The following is a 17,426-nucleotide window of genomic DNA, read 5'->3' on the forward strand; positions in this document are numbered from 1 at the left end:
CGTCCAAGAAGGAGATCGAAATGACCCGCTCCGACGTTCTCATCAGCGCCGATGACCTGCTCACCCGAATGGCCGACTCCCCCGCGCCGAGGCTGCTCGACGTCCGCTGGACCCTGCCCAAACCCGATGGCCGCGAGGACTTCGCCGCCGGGCACATCCCCGGCGCAATCTATGTCGACCTCGACACCGAACTCGCCGACCACGGCACCACCGACCCGACGGCCGGCCGCCACCCGCTGCCGAGCGCCGAAGCCTTCCAGAAGACGGTACGCTCCTGGGGCATCGACGAAGACACCGAGGTCGTGGTCTATGACGACAACTCGTCCCTCGGTGCGGCCCGCGCCTGGTGGCTGCTGCGCTGGGCCGGGCTGAGCGCGCGGGTCCTCGACGGCGGACTCGCCGCCTATCGTGATGCCGGCGGGACGGTCGAGACCGGCGACTCCCCCGAGATCGCCCGCAGTGCCGTGGAGATCAGCCCGGACTCACTGCCCGTCATCGGCGCCGAGGAGGCGGCCGGCTTCGACGGAGTCCTGCTCGATGCCCGCGCCGGTGAGCGCTTCCGCGGGGAGACCGAACCGCTCGATCCGCGGGCCGGTCATATTCCCGGGGCGAAGAGCGCCCCTGCCACGGACAACGTCCCCGCAGGGACATTCCTGCCCGAGGCGCTGCTGCGCGAACGCTTCGATGAGTTGGGCGCCCTCGATGGTCCCGTCGGCGTGTACTGCGGTTCGGGAGTCACCGCCTGCCACAACGCTCTGGCGCTGGCGACCCTCGGGATCGAAGCCAGCCTCTACCCCGCGAGCTGGTCCGGTTGGTCGTCCGATCCCGACCGACCCGCCGAAACCGGAGCCTGAGACTCGTTCACCACCGCCGACGCCATCGGCATTCTTGGGTCCATCCACGGTGGTCTGGGCGTGAAAAACGCCGCGGATCGACCCGAGAATCACGCTTCGCGAATGTCACGAACCGTTATTCACGGCTGCGACTGGACGCGAAACCACAGGCACAAGCAGACGGGAACACGACCTCTCACCAGCCATTTCTATCGGCGTTAAGCCTGTGACCTGGGATTACGCACCTCTCGATGCCGCTGAATCCTTTTGTAACAAAAACGTGACAGAAGATCACGAATTAGTTACAGTGGAGCACATCGTCACAGACAGCCAGGCAACGAGAGGAAATCGTGGCATCTCAGCAGCACGGCCGCCGCGCCGCGAACGTCAAAGCCAAAACACCACTGACCGAGTTGAGCGAACTGCTCGCGGCGAACTCCGGCGCATTCGGCCGCCGCGCCGCAGTCGTCGCCGCCAGCGGCGGACTGCTCACCGCAGCGGTCCTCCCCGCTGCCGGACAGGGAACCGACGATGAGGCGAAGGTCGCAGCTGAGTCCGAGAAGCAGGCGCCCGTCGAGTTCAAGAACCAGACACCGACGATCGACGCCGGCGGCACCTCGAAGAAGGGCGATCAGGAGGCTGAGGTCACCGTCGACACAGATCTCGTCACCGCCGAAGCCGCTCCCAAGCCGAAGCCCAATCCGAAGCCGAAACCTGAGCCGAAGGAGGAGCCGGAGACGACCGTCGCAGAGCCGGCGCCTGCCGAGGAGCCGGAGGAGGAGCCGAGCGAGTCCTCGGACGATGGTTCATCCGATTCCCCCGGCACCAGCGATGAGGGTCCAGCCGATTCGGGCGATGACAAGAGCAAGGACGACGGCGCGGACTCGGGTTCCGGGGGCGTCGAGGTCCCGGACGGTTCGAAGGCCGAGCAGGTCATCGCCATCGCAAAACAGTACGTCGGCACGCCGTATGTGTCGGGCGGAACGTCGCCCAGCGGTTGGGACTGCTCGGGCTACACCTCATACGTCTACGGCAAGGTGGGGGTGAATCTTCCGCGGACGTCTTCGGCTCAGAAGGGTGCCGGGCAGATCGTCTCGGCATCCGAGGCGAAGGCCGGAGACATCATCTGGTCGCCGGGCCACGTCGGCATCTACGCGGGCGACGGAATGATGTACGACGCAGGGAACACGCGCGTGAACACCAGCTACCGCAGCGTCGATTGGATGACTCAGCAGGGCGCCCAGTTCGTCCGCGTCCTCTGATTCCCAGAACAGCTCTGAGCCGTCACCTGAACTCGGAGGAACCCTCTCAACTCCAGGGACACCCCTCGCCGGCTGGCGAGGGGTGTTCTCGTCTCCGAATCCTTGGGGCTGCTGTGCTTCTCGGCCCCGAGGGGTCACAGGAGCGAGTTCCGGACGATCCGTGCGGGATTCCAAGTGGTTTTCCAGCACGCATCGTCCGGAACTCGCACAGTCGGCTGCGGTCAGCCCCGGTCGGCCCCGGCCGGTCCCGGTCGGCCGTGCTCACCCGCAGTCGGGGGCCTTGTCGCTGCCGTCGTATTCGGCAGGCAGCTGACCCGATGCTTTGAGGTCGCCCTTCAGCCACTTCGCCACGGCCCGCAGCGCATAGGGGTTCGAATCGTATGCGGTCACCGCAGACTTCGCCGGAGTGCTGCGCATCGTCCACGGAGCGGCGGTGCCCACGGCCACCTCGGCCGACGTCGACGGACTCAGACTCACGGAGGTTCCACCGGATCCGACGGTGAGGTCTTCGGCCTCGGCCGCTTCCTTCAGCGCTGCCTTCTCCTTGTCGCTACCGCCGACGATCGAGATCGAATCGGTGCCTGTGAAGGAGCATTCGCCCTTGAGCACGGTCAGCGACTTGTCGGCCACCTTCGTCAGGACCTTCTTCGGATCCTTCGCATCCGAGTCCCCTGCCTGCACGCTCTTCTGAGCCTCGGCGGTGGCCAGCTGTGCGGCGACGACGCGTTCGGACTTCTCGACGAGGTCCTTCTTCTCAAGCGTCCCGTCCCCCATCGCCGTGACGATCGCCTTCTGCGCGGCCGCCGAGTCCGGGGGCATGAGCGCGATATCGGCTCCGGCAGCGAGCGCCTTAACCGTCTCTCCGCCCTTGAGGTTCTGCGGCACGGCCTTCATGTTCAGCGCATCCGTGGTGATGACACCGTCATAGTCGAGGGTCTCGCGCAGCGCCGAGTAGGCCTTCTTGTTCAGCGTCGCGGGCGTCGTCTTCGCATCGGGCAGACCGATATGGCCCATCATCACCATCGGCACACCGGCCTTGACCGCAGACTTGAACGGCAGGAGGTCCGAGTCCTCCATCTCCTCGATCGACTTCTCCGACACCGGCAGGCTCTCGTGCGAATCCACGCCGAGGCGGCCGTGCCCCGGGAAATGCTTCGCCGAGCTCGACACCCCACCGGACCGGTATCCCTCGACGGCGTCGGCGACGACCTCGGCGACATCCTCGTGGTCGGTGCCGCCCGAACGGACGTTGATCGCTTTGTCCTTCGGCCCGACCGAGACGTCGGAGTCCGGAGCGAAGTCGATGGTGAAGCCCAGATCGGTGAGGTTCCGCCCCTGCACGGTCGTGGCGTCGGTGATGAGATCGGAATCATCAGTCGCGGCTAAGCCCATGAGCGGCGGGAACGGCAGCGCAGCGGTGCCCAGGCGTGACACCGGGCCGCCCTCCTGGTCGACGCCGATCGATACGGGCTGACCCTTCGTCCGCGCCCCGGAGATCTGACCGGTCAGTTCAGTGACCTGGTCCTTCGTCGGGTTCTCCGGCAGGTTGTAGCCCATGACGATGACCCCGCCGAGGTGGTTCTGCTTGACCATGTCCACCGGGGTCTGCGTGTCCGTGCCTTCCCAGGTGCCGATGATGAGCGACCCGGCAAGCTCCTCGTCGGAGAAGTCTCCGACGATGTCCGCGGCCTCGTCCTCGAAATCGGCCGGATCCGCGTCGGCGGGGTCGTCGAGGGACGATTCGGTCTGGGCTTCGGATTGTGCTTGGGTCTGAGCACCCGAATCGGCGGAGGAGTTCTGTCCGGCCGTGGAGGATTCGGGGGCTGACGCTCCGCCGGAACAGCCGACGAGCGCGAGAGTCGTGGTCAGGGCCAGAAAGCTCAGGCGAGAACGCAACATGTCTCCATGCTAGACGTTCTCGCCTGCGTGCCGCCTGGGTCAGAGCTCGTCGTGAGCGGCCAGGCGGCGGGCGGTCTCCTTCGCTCCCCGTTCGTGCAGCGATGTCAGTGCCTTGAGATACGGTTCGGTGAACCGGGGCTCCTCGGCCAGCGGTCCGAAGAACTGTTCCTGCCGGACGAATGCCAGCGGGTCCTCTCCCTGTGTCGCGGCAACTGCCTGCAGTTCGTCGGCATAGCGGTCGACGATGGTGAACCGAGCGCCGGCTTCGTCATGCCCTTCGGCATAGCGGGCCCACGAGGCGCAGATCGCCGCGGCTACCTCGATCGGGTGGCCCGAGGCGAGGTTGTCCTTGACGACCGGCAGCAGCCATTTGGGGATCCGGTCAGACGACTCTGCGCCGAGGCGCGCGAGGGTGTCGCGGATCTCCGGGTTGCTGAACCGTTCGATGAGCGAGTCCTTGTAAGCGTCCAGGTCGATTCCGGGCAGCGGTGCCAGACTCGGTGTGCCTTCCTCATCCATGTATCGGCGCAGGTAGACGGGGATGTCCGGGTTCGCCATCGCCTCATGGGCGAAGGTGTATCCGCCGAGGAGGCCGAAGTACGCGAGTCCCTGATGCCCGGAGTTGAGCAGGCGCAGCTTCATGTGCTCATAGGGCTGCACATCGTCGACGACCTGCACCCGTGCCTCTTCATAGGGCGGACGACCAGAGGTGAAATCGTCTTCGAGCACCCATTGGAAGAACGGTTCGGCGACGACCGGCCAGGCATCGGCCACGCCTGTGTCGGCGAGCAGGTCGGCGCGGTCGCCGTCTGTGGTGGCCGGGGTGATGCGGTCGACCATCGAGTTCGGGAACGCCACGGACGCGGCGATCCACTCGGCGAGTTCGGCGTCGACGAGGCGAGCGAAGGCCGAGAACATCTTCGCCGCCACATCGCCGTTCTCCGAGATGTTGTCGCACGACTGCACGGTGAACGGAGCGATCCCGGCCGCGCGTCGTTTCCGCAGAGCGGAGACGACATAGCCGAAGACCGTCGCCGGCAGCTTACCCGCCCGCAGCGCCTCGACATCGGCGACGATCGTCGGCTCATCGGTGATGAACTCTCCGGTGACGGGATTGACGTTGTATCCGCCCTCGGTGACGGTGAGCGAAACGATCCGGATCGCCTCATCGGTGAGCAGATCGAGCAGTCCGGCGGGGTCGTCGGGCCCGAAACGGTAGTCGATGATCGACCCGATGACCCGCCGTTCCTTGGTTCCATCGGCATGTTTGAGGGTGAGCGTGTACAGGTGATCCTGGTCGGCGAGCGCATCGCGCATGCCCACATCGTGGGGCAGCACACCGGCTCCGACGATCCCCCAGTCGGCGGCGAGCCCAGCCCCGAGCAGGTCGTCGAGCACCATCGCCATGTGCGCGCGGTGGAATCCGCCGACTCCGAAGTGGACGATGCCGGGGCTCACGGCCGAGCGGTCATAGGTGGGCACGGCGATGCCGTGGTCGGCCACCTCGGCGAGGTTCTCCGTGGTCAGGGCCAAGGGAGTCGCGCCTCGGCGAGGATCGGACGGTGCGGTGTGCGGTGCGGTCATTTGACGGCTCCCATGGACAGGCCCTGGACGAGTTTGTCCTGGGCGGCGATTCCGGCCACGAGGACGGGCACGGAGATGATGAGCGAGGCCGCGCACACCTGCGACAGGAACAGGCCCTGGGAGGTGACGAAGCTGGTGAGGAACACGGGTGCCGTCGACGCCGCCGTGGAGGTGAGCACGGTGGCGAAGAGGAGTTCGTTCCACGAGAAGATGAAGCAGATCAGGGCGGTCGCGGCCAGTCCGGGGGCGGTCAGCGGCAGCAAGATCTGGAGGAACACGCGCGGCAGACGGGCACCGTCGAGTTCGGCGGCTTCGAGGACTTCGACGGGCACCTCGGCGAGGAAGGAGCGCATCATCCACACCGCGATCGGCATGTTCATCGCCGAGTAGATGATGATGAGCAGCAGCCAGGTGTCGAGGATGCCGACGGACTTCGCGACGAGGTAGACGGGCAGGAGGCCCGCGACCATCGGCAGCATCTTCGTCGACAGGAGGAAGAACAGCACGTCCGACCAGCGTTCGATGCGGCGGATCGCCAGCGAGTATGCGGCCATCGTGGACAGGACGAGGACGATCAGCGTCGAGACGATCGCGCCGACCGCGGAGTTGATGAGGAACGGCCACGGGTTCGCGCCGTTGCCGCCGCCGAAGAAGTTGACGAAGGACTCCAGCGTCAGTGGGGCGAAGTAGCTCGGCGGGTTCGTCGAGGCGTCGGTTTCGGCGTGCAGGCTGGTCAGCAGCATCCACAGCAGGGGTGAGACGAACAGGAGTCCGACGAACCAGGCCAACAGGCCCAGCAGGATCTTACCGGCCCGCCCCTGGCCGGGCCGCCTCGGTGCGTTCGCCTTTCGCCGAGGCGGCTCTGCGGAACCGGGTCCGCCCGGTTCGGTCGGGGTGGGGGTCACCCCGGGTGCGGGGTGGTCGTCCACGGTGAGGTCGGGGGTGCTCATGAGTTCTCCTCCTTGAGCAGGGTCGATGCGGTGCGCAGGGCGAAGGTCGCGATGATGAGCGAGGCGATGACGACGATGACGCCGACGGCGGAGGCGACTCCGTAGTCCTGGGCGACGAAGAACTCCTGGTAGATGACGTACGGCAGGGTGGCGGTGCCGAGCCCGCCGGAGGTCATGGTGAAGACCATGTCGAAGTTCTGGACGATGTAGATCGTGCCCAGCAGTGCGGCGAGTTCGATGTATCGGCGCAGGTGGGGCAGCGTGATGAAGCGGAAGGTCTGCCAGTGTCCGGCCCCGTCGACCAGGGCCGCCTCGTAGACGTCCATGGGTCGCGACTGCAGTCCGGCGAGCATGATGAGCATCATGAACGGCGTCCACTGCCAGACGAGGACGATTCCGATGCCCAGCAGCGGGTTCGAGGTCATGAGGTCCGGCTGCGGGGCGTTGTCACCGAACACGGTCGTCAGCAGCCCGTTGATCAGTCCGTACGAGGGGTTGAAGATCGCGTGCTTGAACAGCAGTGCCGCAGCGACGGGCACGACGAGGAACGGGGTGATCATCAGGGTGCGGACGAAGCCGCGGCCGATGAACTTCCGATCGAGCAGCAGGGCGATGCCCAGGCCCAGCAGCGCCGAGGCCAACACGACGCCGACGGTGAGTCCGACGGTGACGAAGACGGCCTTGAGCAGGTTCGCATCGGTGAAGACGGTGACATAGTTGGCCACGGTGCCGAAGCTGATGTCATCGGGGTAGGCGGCGTTCCAGTTCATGAACGAGATGATGATCGTGATCGCGAACGGGATCTGGGTGACGAGGATGACGAAGATCAGCGCCGGCAGCATGGGCGCACGTTTGAGCCATCGGTCCTTGGCACGGGGTTTCGGCGGCGTGATCGGCTGCGATGCACGCTCGGCGGCGGGAGCTGACACTTCGAACATCCTTCGTCGGGTGGGTGGTGCGGGCAGTCACTTCTTGTACTTGTCTCCGACCTTCTCGGCTTCCTTCTGTCCCTTCTCCAGCGCCTTGTCGGCGGTCGTGCGTCCGGCGATGGCGGAGCTGACGTCCTCGGAGATGCCCGTGGCGAGGTCCGCGAATTCGGGGATCGTCACGAACTGGACTCCCAGCGTCGGGCGCGGCTGCACGCCCGGGCTCTCGGGATCGGCCGAGTTGATGGCATCTTCCGTCTGCTGATAGAAGGGTTCGGCGGCCTTCTGGTACTCGGGGTTCTCGTACGTCGAGGTCCGCTTGCCGGCCGGCACGTGCTGCCAGCCGAGTTCCTCGGCGACGGTCTCCTCGTAGTCCTTCGACGAGGCCCAGGCGACGAACTGCTTCGCCGCGTCCTGGTTCTTGCCCGCTGCCTGGATTCCCCATGCCCAGGTGTAGAGCCAGGAGCTCGAGTCCGTCTCCTTCACCGGGGCGGCGACGTAGCCGATCTTGCCCTTGACGGGAGAGTCATCGGCTTCGAGGGTGCCGGTGGCGGCTGTCGAGTCGTACCACATGGCGACCTTGCCCTGCTGCAGGTTCGTCAGGCATTCGGTGTAGCCGGCCTGTGGGGCACCGGATTCGCCGTGGTCCTTGATGAGGTCGACGTAGAAGTTCGTCGCTTCCTTGAATTCCTTCGAGTCGACCTGGGCGTTCCAGTCCTCGTCGAACCAGGTTCCGCCGAAGGTGTTGACCACGGTCGTCAGCGGGGCGAACATCTCACCCCAGCCGGGCAGTCCGCGCAGGCAGATGCCCTTCGTGCCCTTCTCTGCACCGTCGACCTTCGCCGCGAGCTTCGCGACTTCGTCCCAGGTCGGCTTCTCCGGCATCTCCACACCGGCTTTGTCGAAGATGTCGGTGCGGTACATGAGGAACGAGCCCTCACCATAGAACGGCTCACCGTAGATCTGATCGTCGACCGTCATCGACTCGGCCATGGGGGCGAGGATATCGTCCTGGTCGAAACCCTCGGCGTCGGCGACGCCCTCGTCCATGGGCGTGAGCCACTTGTTGTTCGCATAGGTCGGGATCTCGTAGTTCGACAGCGAGGCGACGTCGTAGTTGCCGGCCTGAGCGGCGAACTCCTGGCCGATCTTCGCCCGCACCTCGTTCTCGGGCAGCACGGTGTAGTTGACCTTGATGCCGGTGTCCTTGGTGAAATGGTCGGCCGTGAGCTTCTGCAGATCCTGCATCTGCGGGTTGTTGACCATGAGGACGTTGACTTCATCGCCGCCGCCTCCGGCCGAGCTGCCGCCGGCGCCGCCGCAGCCGGACAATGCCAGCGCTCCGACCATGCCGATGGCCGCCCATGTGACTCTCCGGCCTGTGATCAGGTGTTTCATCGTTGTGCCTTCCCTCGTCCTTGCGGGATTGCAGCCCGCCATCGGTTCGCTGCGAGAAAATCATATGAGCATCTGTGCTCATATGTGCAATACTGTGTCACGAACCAATCAGATGTGCAACACTTCACATATGAGCGAACACAGAGACGTCGACGCCGAAGGGAGGACCATGTCCACGGTGCCCACCGCCCGCCACCGCCGCTTTCTCGCGCAGCTGGCCCGCGATCACTACCTCGAGGGGCGCTCCAAGGTCGAGATCGGCAAGGTGCACGGACTCAGCCGGTTCCAGGTCGCCCGACTCCTCCAAGAGGCCGTCGACACCGGCGTCGTGACCATCACCATCGAAGCCGATGCCGGTGAGAACAACGGCGTGGCCGAGCAGGTCGCCGCGACCTTGAGTCTCGACTCGGTCGTCATCGTCGACATCCCCGATGCCTCCCAGGCCTCCCAACAGATGGGCCGGGCCGCCCTGTCACTGGTCGGCCGGCAGGCTCGCGCAGGGATGCGCATCGGCCTGTCCTGGTCGCGCACCCTCGATTCGGCGGCCGCGTTCACCCCGGCCCTGCCGCGGTGCACGATCGTCCAGCTCGCCGGTGCCCTCCGTTTGGAATCGCACCGTCCCAGCTCGGAGATCTTCACCCGGTTGGGCCAGGATCCGGCCGTGAGCATGGTTCGCCTGCCCGCCCCGCTGCTCGTCACCGAGGCCGGAACCGCCGACGACCTGCGTGCCCTGCCCGAGATCTCCGGAACCCTGGCCGCCGCCGATGACCTCGACCTCGCCGTGGTCTCCGTGGCCTCGTGGGCCGAAGGCCTGTCCTCGGTGTGGGAGAAGTGCTCCCCCGCCCAGCGTCAGGCGGGCATCGACGACGGTGCCATCGCCGAGGTGTCCGGTCGTCTGTTCGCCGCCGACGGAGCCGATGTCACCACGATCGACGACCGCGTCATCGCCGTCACCCTCGATCAGCTCCGCCGCGCCACGACGACCGTCGGAGTCGCTCGCGGAGCCGAACGCGCCCGCGCGGTCCGTGCGGCCTGTGCTGCCGGGATCCTCGATATCGCGATCATCGACCGGGCGTTGGCCGATGAGATCCTCGCCGAGGCGGCCGGCCCCGGTGCGCCCGCCGCCGAACCTTCCGAGGTCGCCCCCGCCTCTGCCGAGGAGTCTCGATGAGCATCCGTCGTTTCGTCGCCGGTGTCGACTCCTCGACGCAGAGCTGCAAGGTCGTCATCGCCGATCCGGACTCCGGGGACATCATCCGCACCGGTTCGGCCCCGCACCCTCCCGGCACCGAGGTCGCCCCCGAGGCATGGTGGACTGCCCTGCAGGCAGCGATCGCGGCCGCCGGCGGACTCGACGACGTCGCCGGATTGAGCATCAGCGGTCAGCAGCATGGACTCGTCGCCCTCGACGCCGAGGGCCGGGTCATCCGCGATGCCCTGCTGTGGAACGATCTGCGCAGCAAGGCCGCGGCCAGAGATCTCATCGCCGAGGTCGGAGCCGCCGACTATGTCGCACGCACCGGGATCCTGCCCGTCGCCTCCTTCACCGGCGCCAAGCTGCGATGGCTCAAGGTCGCCGAACCGGTCAATGCCGCCCGGGTCGCCGCCGTCGCCCTGCCCCATGACTGGCTGAGCTGGCGCTTCCTCGGATACGGCCCCGCGGAATCCTCCGCCCGCGGTCCCGTGCTCGAGGCTCTGGTCACCGATGCATCCGATGCCAGCGGCACCGCCTACTTCGACCCCTCCACTTCGCGCTACGATCTCGATCTCTTCCGCATCACCTTCGGTGCGTCCGCTCGTGAGGCCGCAGGTCTGCCGTGCGCCGCGGATACGGACGTCGAGGTGGATTCGCCGGACGTGGACGGGAAGGGCGGCGCCGCCTCGGCGATCATTCTTCCCCGCGTCCTCACCCCCAACGAGGCGGCCGGGCACAGCCCGGACGGAATCGTCGTGGGGCCCGGGGCCGGGGACAATGCGGCCGCGGCGCTGGGACTCGGGGTCACCTCGGGGGATCTCGTCATCTCGATCGGAACCTCGGGCACGGTCTTCGGGACCACCGACCTGCCCATTGCCGATTCGTCCGGAGCGGTGGCCGGATTCGCCTCCGCCGACGGCGGGCGCCTGCCGCTGGTTGCCACGCTCAACGCCGCCCGGGTCCTCGATTCGGCGGCGTCGCTGCTGCGGGTCAGCCACGACGAACTCGCGGCCCTGGCGCTGGCGTCCCGGCCGGGAGCGGACGGGCTCACGCTCGTACCGTACTTCGAGGGCGAGCGTACCCCGAACCTGCCCGATGCCACGGCCCGGCTCGAGGGGATGACTCTGGGCAACTCCTCGGCGGAGAACGTCGCTCGCGCCTTCGTCGAAGGCATGCTGTGCGGTCTGGCCGACGGACTCGATGCCGTGCAGGCGCAGGGTCTGGAAGCCGGACGGCTGCTGCTCATCGGCGGGGCGGCGCGCAATCCTGCCGTCCGGGAGGTCGCCCGCGATATCTTCACCGTACCCATCGACGTTCCCGAACAGGCCGAATACGTCGCCATCGGGGCGGCTCGTCAGGCGGCCTGGACACTGTCGGGAACCCTGCCCGACTGGACCGTCGAGCTCGTCGCCACGCTGCATCCGCGGCCATCTCAGGTGCGGCAGCAGTACCGGTCCTTTGCAGCGCAGACGGCTGCGCAGCAGACGGCGAGTCTCGCCTCGCCCGACCGCACAACGCCGGAACGGTCTTCGTCAGAACCCTCTATGTCCGAACGCTCGTCGTCCGATCAATCACTGCCCGATCGTTCATCGTCCGATCAATCACTGCCCGATCACCGTGGATCTTCGGGTGCGCACGCATCCGTGAAAGGTTGAGAACAATGGCCACAGTCACCTTCGACAAAGCACTGCGTCAATATCCCGAGGCACTCAAACCCTCCGTCGACGAGGTCAGCCTCGATATCGCCGACGGAGAGTTCCTCGTCCTCGTCGGTCCCTCGGGCTGCGGGAAGTCGACGACCCTGCGCATGCTCGCCGGGCTCGAACCCGTCGACTCCGGGCACATCCGCATCGGCGACCACGATGTCACGGACCTCTCCCCGAGGGAACGCGACATTGCGATGGTGTTCCAGAACTATGCGCTCTACCCGCATATGAGCGTGCGCGAGAACATGGCGTTTGCGCTCAAGATCGCGGGAGTCGCCAAGCAGGAACGCGATGAGCGCGTCGCCGAAGCCGCCCGGCTGCTCGACCTGGAGCCGTACCTCGACCGCAAACCCAAGGCGCTGTCCGGCGGTCAGCGACAGCGGGTGGCGATGGGACGCGCCATCGTCCGCTCCCCGCAGGTCTTCCTCATGGACGAGCCGCTGTCGAACCTCGATGCGAAGCTGCGGGTGCAGACTCGCGCGCAGATCGCCTCCCTGACTCGCCGCCTCGGTGTCACCACGGTCTACGTCACTCACGATCAGGTGGAGGCGATGACGATGGGCGACCGGGTCGCGGTCCTCGCCGATGGCAGGCTGCAGCAGGTGGATACTCCAGCGAATCTCTACGATCGTCCGGCGAATCTCTTCGTCGCGGGCTTCATGGGCTCGCCGGCGATGAACCTCATCGACGTGCCTGTCGAGGGAACGTCGCTGCGCCTCGGCGATGTCGAACTGTCCCTGACTGCGCAGCAGCGTGACCAGGTCACGGGTGAGACTGTCACCGTCGGCATCCGTCCGGAGGACCTGCAGGTCACCGAGACGCAAGGCCTCGAGGTCACCGTCGATCTCGTCGAGGAGCTCGGCGCCGATGCCTTCGTCCACGGTCGCGCGGGACTGGCCTCGGGCGAGAAGACGGTCGTGGCACGTGTCGCCGGTCGGTCGACGATCCGCCGCGGCGACACCGTGCGCGTGGCTCCCGATGCCGCACGCCTGCACCTCTTCGACACCGCTTCGGGCAGCCGACTGACAGAGGACGCACGCCGCGCTGCGTGATCGGCGGGTCGGGCGCCGTGCTCGGCGGGGCGAGGGAAGCGAGCGCACCGCGGCACGGCAGAGCCGCCTCGGTGCGGGAATGCGGGACATCACACAGGCCGAATCTCGCCGCTGAGTCAGGCGAATCGAGCGTGCGCGATTATGATCGGATCATGGTCGATTTCGCACGCTCTGCCCGCTCCACCCTCGGTGTCGAGTGGGAACTGGCTCTGCTGGATTCTCGCAGCCTGGACCTGACTCCGGCTGCCGAGACTCTGTTGACGGATGTGGCCGAGCATGCGCCCGAGTTCGAGAAGCACATCGTCGGTGAGATGCTCACGAACACCATCGAGCTCGTCACCGGCGTGCACACCCAGGTGTCGACCGTCGCGGATGACCTGGCCACCTCGATCGGAGCGCTGCGGAAGCTGACCGAGGCGCGCGGCGTCGAACTGATGTCGGCGGGCACTCACCCGTTCGCCCAGTGGCAGTCGCAGGAGGTCAGGGCGAAGGACCGGTACCTCGAACTCGTCGATCGCACCCAGTGGTGGGGTCGGAACATGCTGATCTTCGGAGTCCACGTCCACGTCGGCATCGACTCGCGCAACAAGGTGCTGCCGATCGTCAACGCACTGCTGGCCTATGTTCCGCATCTGCAGGCACTGTCCGCGTCGTCTCCGTTCTGGGGCGGCACTGACACCGGCTATGCCTCGAACCGGGCGATGATGTTCCAGCAGCTGCCCACGGCGGGTCTGCCGTTCCAGTTCGATCAGTGGGCGGACTACGAGAAGTACGTCGACGATATGCTCACCACCGGCATCATCGACAACATCAACGAGATCCGCTGGGACATCCGCCCCGCCCCGCACTGGGGCACCGTCGAGGTCCGCGTCTGCGACGGACTGCCGACGCTCGAGGAGATCCTCGCGGTCACCGCGTTCATCCAATGCCTCGTCGATGACATGTCTGCCCGCCTCGACGCCGGTGAGACCCTGCCGACGATGCCCGATTGGTTCCACAACGAGAACAAATGGCGCGCCGCCCGCTACGGCATGGACGCGATCATCATCGAAAACGCCGCGGCCGACGAGCGTCTCGTCACCGAATGCCTCGCCGACGAAATCGAGCGGCTCTCCCCCGTCGCCGAACGGCTGGGCTGCAGCAGCGAGCTGCACTCGATCACGTCGATCATCGAACGCGGCGTGCCCTACCAGCGTCTGCAGAAGGTCTTCGGGACGACGGGTTCTCTCACCGAGGTGACCCGCTCCCTCATCGGCGACCTGCGCAACTCCTACAGCTGAGGGGCTGGGCGAGCAGCCGTCCGCCGAGACACGGGTGGAGTGTCGAGAAACGCACGTGCGCACCCGTTTTTCGACACTCCACCCGTGTCTCGGCAGCAGGCAGGCGGGCACCCCCTCACAGATGCGGGCGAAGCAGCTCCAACAGCGTCGGCAGTGCGGAGGCGACTCCCGGGTGCAGCTCAAAATCGTCGAGCTCGTCCACCGGCACCCATGACAGCTGGATGCTCTCGGGATCGTTGATGACGGCGTCGAAGTGGCGCAGGGTCTTCGCGATCACCGTGGTGTAGCTCCAGGTGCCGAGGTCGAGGACATGCGTTTCGAGGATCTCGATGCCCGATCCGTCCTGGTCGGGCACCCCGGCTTCTTCCCACGACTCCCGGACCGCGGCGTCGACGGCCGACTCGCCCATATCGCGGGCGCCGCCGGGGAAGCCCCAGGTTCCGCCCTCGACCGACCACAGCGCCCGGTGCTGCATGAGCACCCCGCGCTCAGGATCGACGAGCATGAGCCCAGCGGCCCCGTTGAGACCCCAATGCTTCTTCCCATCGGACCCGTACGTCCACCCATCACCGGATCGCCGAGGCGGCCGACCGTCAGGCAGATGTGTGGACTTCGCCGCCTGTGCGTTGCGTTCGGCGGCGTCGATCACCGCATCGTGCGCAGCGCTGCTGGCAGCCTCGCCGTCGGCTCGAGTCTCTTCGTTCTCAGACGAGGACATGATCGACATCCAATGAGGAGACTGCGGCGAAGGACAGGTCGCTCGGCCCGATTCCGCGGGAGACGAGCTCCGCGCCGAGAGCTGCGACCATGGCTCCATTGTCCGTGCACAGCTTGAGCGGCGGCACCCGCAGAGTCACACCCGCCTCTGCGCAGCGAGCCGCGAGCACCTCACGCAGGTGCGAGTTCGCAGCCACTCCCCCACCGAGGACGACATGATTGATGCCGGTATCGGCCGCAGCGAGCAGAGTCTTGGTCACGAGCACGTCGACGACGGCGTCTTCGAACCCGGCGGCGATATCTGCCACCCGCAGGTCCGCGCCGAGCGTCTCGGCCTTCGTCACCTCGCGCAGGGCCGCGGTCTTGAGCCCGGAGAACGAGAAATTGTACCGGCGCTCGGGGTCACGCAGATCCTGCTTCTTCGCGAGTCCCCGCGGAAACTTCACGGCATTCCGGTCGCCGGGGACTCCGGTGCCGTCGAGCAGGCCGAGGGCCGCCTTCGAGATGTTCGGGCCGCCGGGATAGTTCAACCCCAGCAGACGCGCCGTCTTGTCGAAGGCCTCACCTGCGGCATCGTCGATCGTGGCACCGAGGAGCTCGATGTCGTCGACGACGTCTCCGATGCGCAGAATCTCGGTGTGACCGCCCGAGACGAGCAGGGCGATGGTCGGAGTGGTCAGCCCGTCGACATCCTCGGCGACGAGATCGACGGCCACGTGCGCGGCCAGATGGTTCACACCGTAGAGCGGTCTGCCCAGAGCGGCGGCAAGCCCTTTGGCCGCACCGACCCCGACCATGAGTGCACCGGAGAGCCCCGGCCCGGCGGTGACGGCGATGGCGTCGATGTCGCCCAGCTCCACCTCGGCGGCCTCACATGCCGAGGCGATGGCCGGGCCGATAGCCTGCACATGGGCGCGGGAGGCGACTTCGGGCACGACTCCGCCGAAGCGGACATGTTCGTCCATCGACGAGGACACGGTGTTCGTCAGCAGCGTGCGTCCGCGGACGATGCCGACCCCGGTCTCGTCGCACGAGGATTCGATGCCGAGGACGAGTGGTTCGCTCATGCGTCGTCCTCGTCAGCACCGGCCGAATCCGTGCCGTCCCCGGTATCCGCAGCCTCGTGCGAGAGATCGGAATAGGAGGCGACGAGTTCGGGTTCGGTCGCCTCGGCGATGTCGATGCCGAGGGTGCGGGCGAACAGGCGCAGGTGCGTGTCCCACATGGGGCCGAAATCGGCTGCCTGAGCTCGGGCAGACTCGGCATCGGCGGCGGTGTGGGTGAACACCAGCAGGCTCTCGTCACCCGAATCTCCTTCGATCGGCAGGAGCCGGATGCCGAGGACTCCGAAGGCTTCGAGTTCGAGCAGCACGTGGTCGTAGTCTTCGCAGCTGAGGACGGAGCCGTCCAAGTCGGCGTCTTCGAGCTCGAAGGTCAGCGGCCGGGAAGCGGGCCCATCGCCATCGTCGCCCGTATCTGCCGTTTCCTCGCCGAGGCGGAACGGCGCGAACCATGTTCCTGCGGTCTCGGCATCGGTCAGTGCGTTCCACACCGTTTCGACGTCGCGGGCCAGGAGCAGCTCGATGACGAGGTCGGTGCCGTTCTCCCAGGTGACCAGGCGGGGGCTGGGCTCGCTCATGCTTCGACCCAGGCTCCGTCGAGGGCGGCCTTCTCATCCGCACTCAGCTGCAATTCCGTGCCGGCGAGCAGCTCGGTGAGCTGTTCGGGCACGCGTGCCGAGGCGATCGTCGAGGGGATGAAATCGTGCGTAAGCTGCCAGGCGATGGCCGTGGCCGTCATCGACGCTCCGTGGTCGGCGGCGACATCATGAAGGGCTTCGAGGGCGCCGAGTGCATTCTGGTCGTCGACGAAATCGGCCACACGGTCACCGCGGACGCTTCCGGTGGCGTCTCCGCCGGTGTGTTTGCCGGTGAGGAACCCCGATGCCAGCGAGTGGAACGGCAGTTCGGCGATGCCCTCAGCTCGCAGGTACGCCTGCTTCTGCGGATCGACGGCGGCACGGGAGACGAGGTTGAACCGGTCCTGGACGACCCGATAGCAGGCAAGCGAGAACTTCGTCGAGATCTTCCGGGCCTTCTGCAGACGTTCGAGGCTGAAGTTCGATGCTCCGAGGTAGCTGACCTTGCCGGAACGGACGAGCGCGTCGAAGGTCTCGGCGACGGCGACCTGGTCGACGTCGTCATCGTCTCTGTGGGCGTAGTAGACGTCGATGCGGTCGGTGCCGAGTCGGCGCAGCGAGTCATCGACGCAGTTGCGGATGTTCGCCGGATCGAGGCCCCGGCCCTGCGGGTGCATGCCGACCTTGGTGGCGATGACCATGTCGTCGCGGTTGCCGCGCGCCTTCATCCATTCGCCGATGATCGTCTCGGACTCTCCGCCCGAGTTTCCCTCGACCCAGGCCGAATACGCATCCGCGGTGTCGATGAAATTTCCACCGGCCTCGGCATAGGCGTCGAGGACAGCGAAGCTCTGATCCCGATCCGCACCCCAGCCGAAGGGGTTGCCGCCCAACTGAAGAGGGTGGACGAAGAGATCGGTATCTGCCAATTGCACACGTGTCATACCCTCCAGACTACCCTTTCGACCTCCACGACTTCGGGACC

15 protein-coding genes are annotated in these 17,426 nt (G+C 66.5%); 6 read left to right on the forward strand and 9 right to left on the reverse strand.

The genetic code is table 11. The features are described from left to right. Positions 1–20: 20 nt before the first annotated feature. Positions 21–854, forward strand: coding sequence for a sulfurtransferase (locus HF684_RS13710; RefSeq protein WP_169252909.1), 834 nt, complete (start codon positions 21–23; stop codon positions 852–854). Between the two features lie 329 nt (positions 855–1,183). After that, positions 1,184–2,095, forward strand: coding sequence for a C40 family peptidase (locus HF684_RS13715; RefSeq protein WP_169252910.1), 912 nt, complete (start codon positions 1,184–1,186; stop codon positions 2,093–2,095). Between the two features lie 261 nt (positions 2,096–2,356). Here HF684_RS13715 and HF684_RS13720 read toward each other — a convergent pair whose 3' ends face one another. Genes HF684_RS13720 through HF684_RS13740 form a run of 5 tightly spaced genes read right to left on the reverse strand, consistent with a single transcriptional unit; the run spans position 2,357 to position 8,852 of the window. Continuing rightward, positions 2,357–3,994: a glycoside hydrolase family 3 N-terminal domain-containing protein gene (locus tag HF684_RS13720; RefSeq protein ID WP_248278948.1), complete on the reverse strand. Its 1,638-nt coding sequence runs from the start codon at positions 3,992–3,994 to the stop codon at positions 2,357–2,359. A gap of 39 nt (positions 3,995–4,033) precedes the next feature. After that, positions 4,034–5,578 (reverse strand): mannitol dehydrogenase family protein, encoded by a 1,545-nt coding sequence (locus tag HF684_RS13725; protein ID WP_169252911.1) that lies wholly within the window; start codon positions 5,576–5,578, stop codon positions 4,034–4,036. Then, positions 5,575–6,528, reverse strand: a complete 954-nt coding sequence (locus HF684_RS13730) for a carbohydrate ABC transporter permease (protein WP_248278949.1) — start codon at positions 6,526–6,528, stop codon at positions 5,575–5,577. The genes HF684_RS13725 and HF684_RS13730 overlap by 4 nt, the downstream gene beginning before the upstream one ends. Then, positions 6,525–7,466, reverse strand: a complete 942-nt coding sequence (locus tag HF684_RS13735) for a sugar ABC transporter permease (protein WP_248278950.1) — start codon at positions 7,464–7,466, stop codon at positions 6,525–6,527. The genes HF684_RS13730 and HF684_RS13735 overlap by 4 nt, the downstream gene beginning before the upstream one ends. A gap of 27 nt (positions 7,467–7,493) precedes the next feature. Then, on the reverse strand, positions 7,494–8,852 hold the full coding sequence (locus tag HF684_RS13740) for a sugar ABC transporter substrate-binding protein (protein ID WP_169252912.1): 1,359 nt from the start codon (positions 8,850–8,852) through the stop codon (positions 7,494–7,496). A 130-nt stretch (positions 8,853–8,982) separates the two neighbouring features. On the opposite strand from HF684_RS13740, the gene HF684_RS13745 reads away from it, so the two are divergent. From HF684_RS13745 to HF684_RS13760, 4 genes are all read left to right on the forward strand, one after another. Beyond that, positions 8,983–10,023: a sugar-binding domain-containing protein gene (locus HF684_RS13745; protein WP_169252913.1), complete on the forward strand. Its 1,041-nt coding sequence runs from the start codon at positions 8,983–8,985 to the stop codon at positions 10,021–10,023. After that, a complete protein-coding gene (locus tag HF684_RS13750; RefSeq protein WP_169252914.1) occupies positions 10,020–11,702 on the forward strand; it encodes an FGGY family carbohydrate kinase in 1,683 nt (560 codons plus the stop codon). Before HF684_RS13745 ends, HF684_RS13750 begins: the two co-directional genes overlap by 4 nt. A 5-nt stretch (positions 11,703–11,707) precedes the next feature. Beyond that, positions 11,708–12,805 (forward strand): sn-glycerol-3-phosphate ABC transporter ATP-binding protein UgpC, encoded by a 1,098-nt coding sequence (gene ugpC, locus HF684_RS13755; protein ID WP_169252915.1) that lies wholly within the window; start codon positions 11,708–11,710, stop codon positions 12,803–12,805. A gap of 152 nt (positions 12,806–12,957) precedes the next feature. Further along, entirely contained in the window at positions 12,958–14,085 is a 1,128-nt protein-coding gene (locus tag HF684_RS13760) for a glutamate--cysteine ligase (protein WP_211167999.1), read from the forward strand. Between the two features lie 115 nt (positions 14,086–14,200). Here HF684_RS13760 and HF684_RS13765 read toward each other — a convergent pair whose 3' ends face one another. The 4 genes from HF684_RS13765 to HF684_RS13780 are packed head-to-tail and all read right to left on the reverse strand — an operon-like array spanning position 14,201 to position 17,385. Next, positions 14,201–14,803 carry an NUDIX hydrolase gene (locus HF684_RS13765; RefSeq protein ID WP_169252916.1) on the reverse strand — a complete coding sequence of 201 codons (603 nt, stop codon included), beginning with the start codon at positions 14,801–14,803 and terminating at the stop codon, positions 14,201–14,203. After that, a complete protein-coding gene (gene tsaD / locus HF684_RS13770) occupies positions 14,790–15,869 on the reverse strand; it encodes a tRNA (adenosine(37)-N6)-threonylcarbamoyltransferase complex transferase subunit TsaD (RefSeq protein WP_169252917.1) in 1,080 nt (359 codons plus the stop codon). Before tsaD ends, HF684_RS13765 begins: the two co-directional genes overlap by 14 nt. After that, positions 15,866–16,441, reverse strand: coding sequence for a hypothetical protein (locus HF684_RS13775; protein WP_169252918.1), 576 nt, complete (start codon positions 16,439–16,441; stop codon positions 15,866–15,868). Before HF684_RS13775 ends, tsaD begins: the two co-directional genes overlap by 4 nt. Next, positions 16,438–17,385 (reverse strand): aldo/keto reductase, encoded by a 948-nt coding sequence (locus HF684_RS13780; protein WP_169252919.1) that lies wholly within the window; start codon positions 17,383–17,385, stop codon positions 16,438–16,440. The genes HF684_RS13775 and HF684_RS13780 overlap by 4 nt, the downstream gene beginning before the upstream one ends. Between the last annotated feature and the right edge of the window lie 41 nt (positions 17,386–17,426).

The organism is Brevibacterium sp. 'Marine' (genome assembly GCF_012844365.1).
In the GTDB taxonomy this organism is placed as follows: Bacteria; Actinomycetota; Actinomycetes; order Actinomycetales; family Brevibacteriaceae; genus Brevibacterium.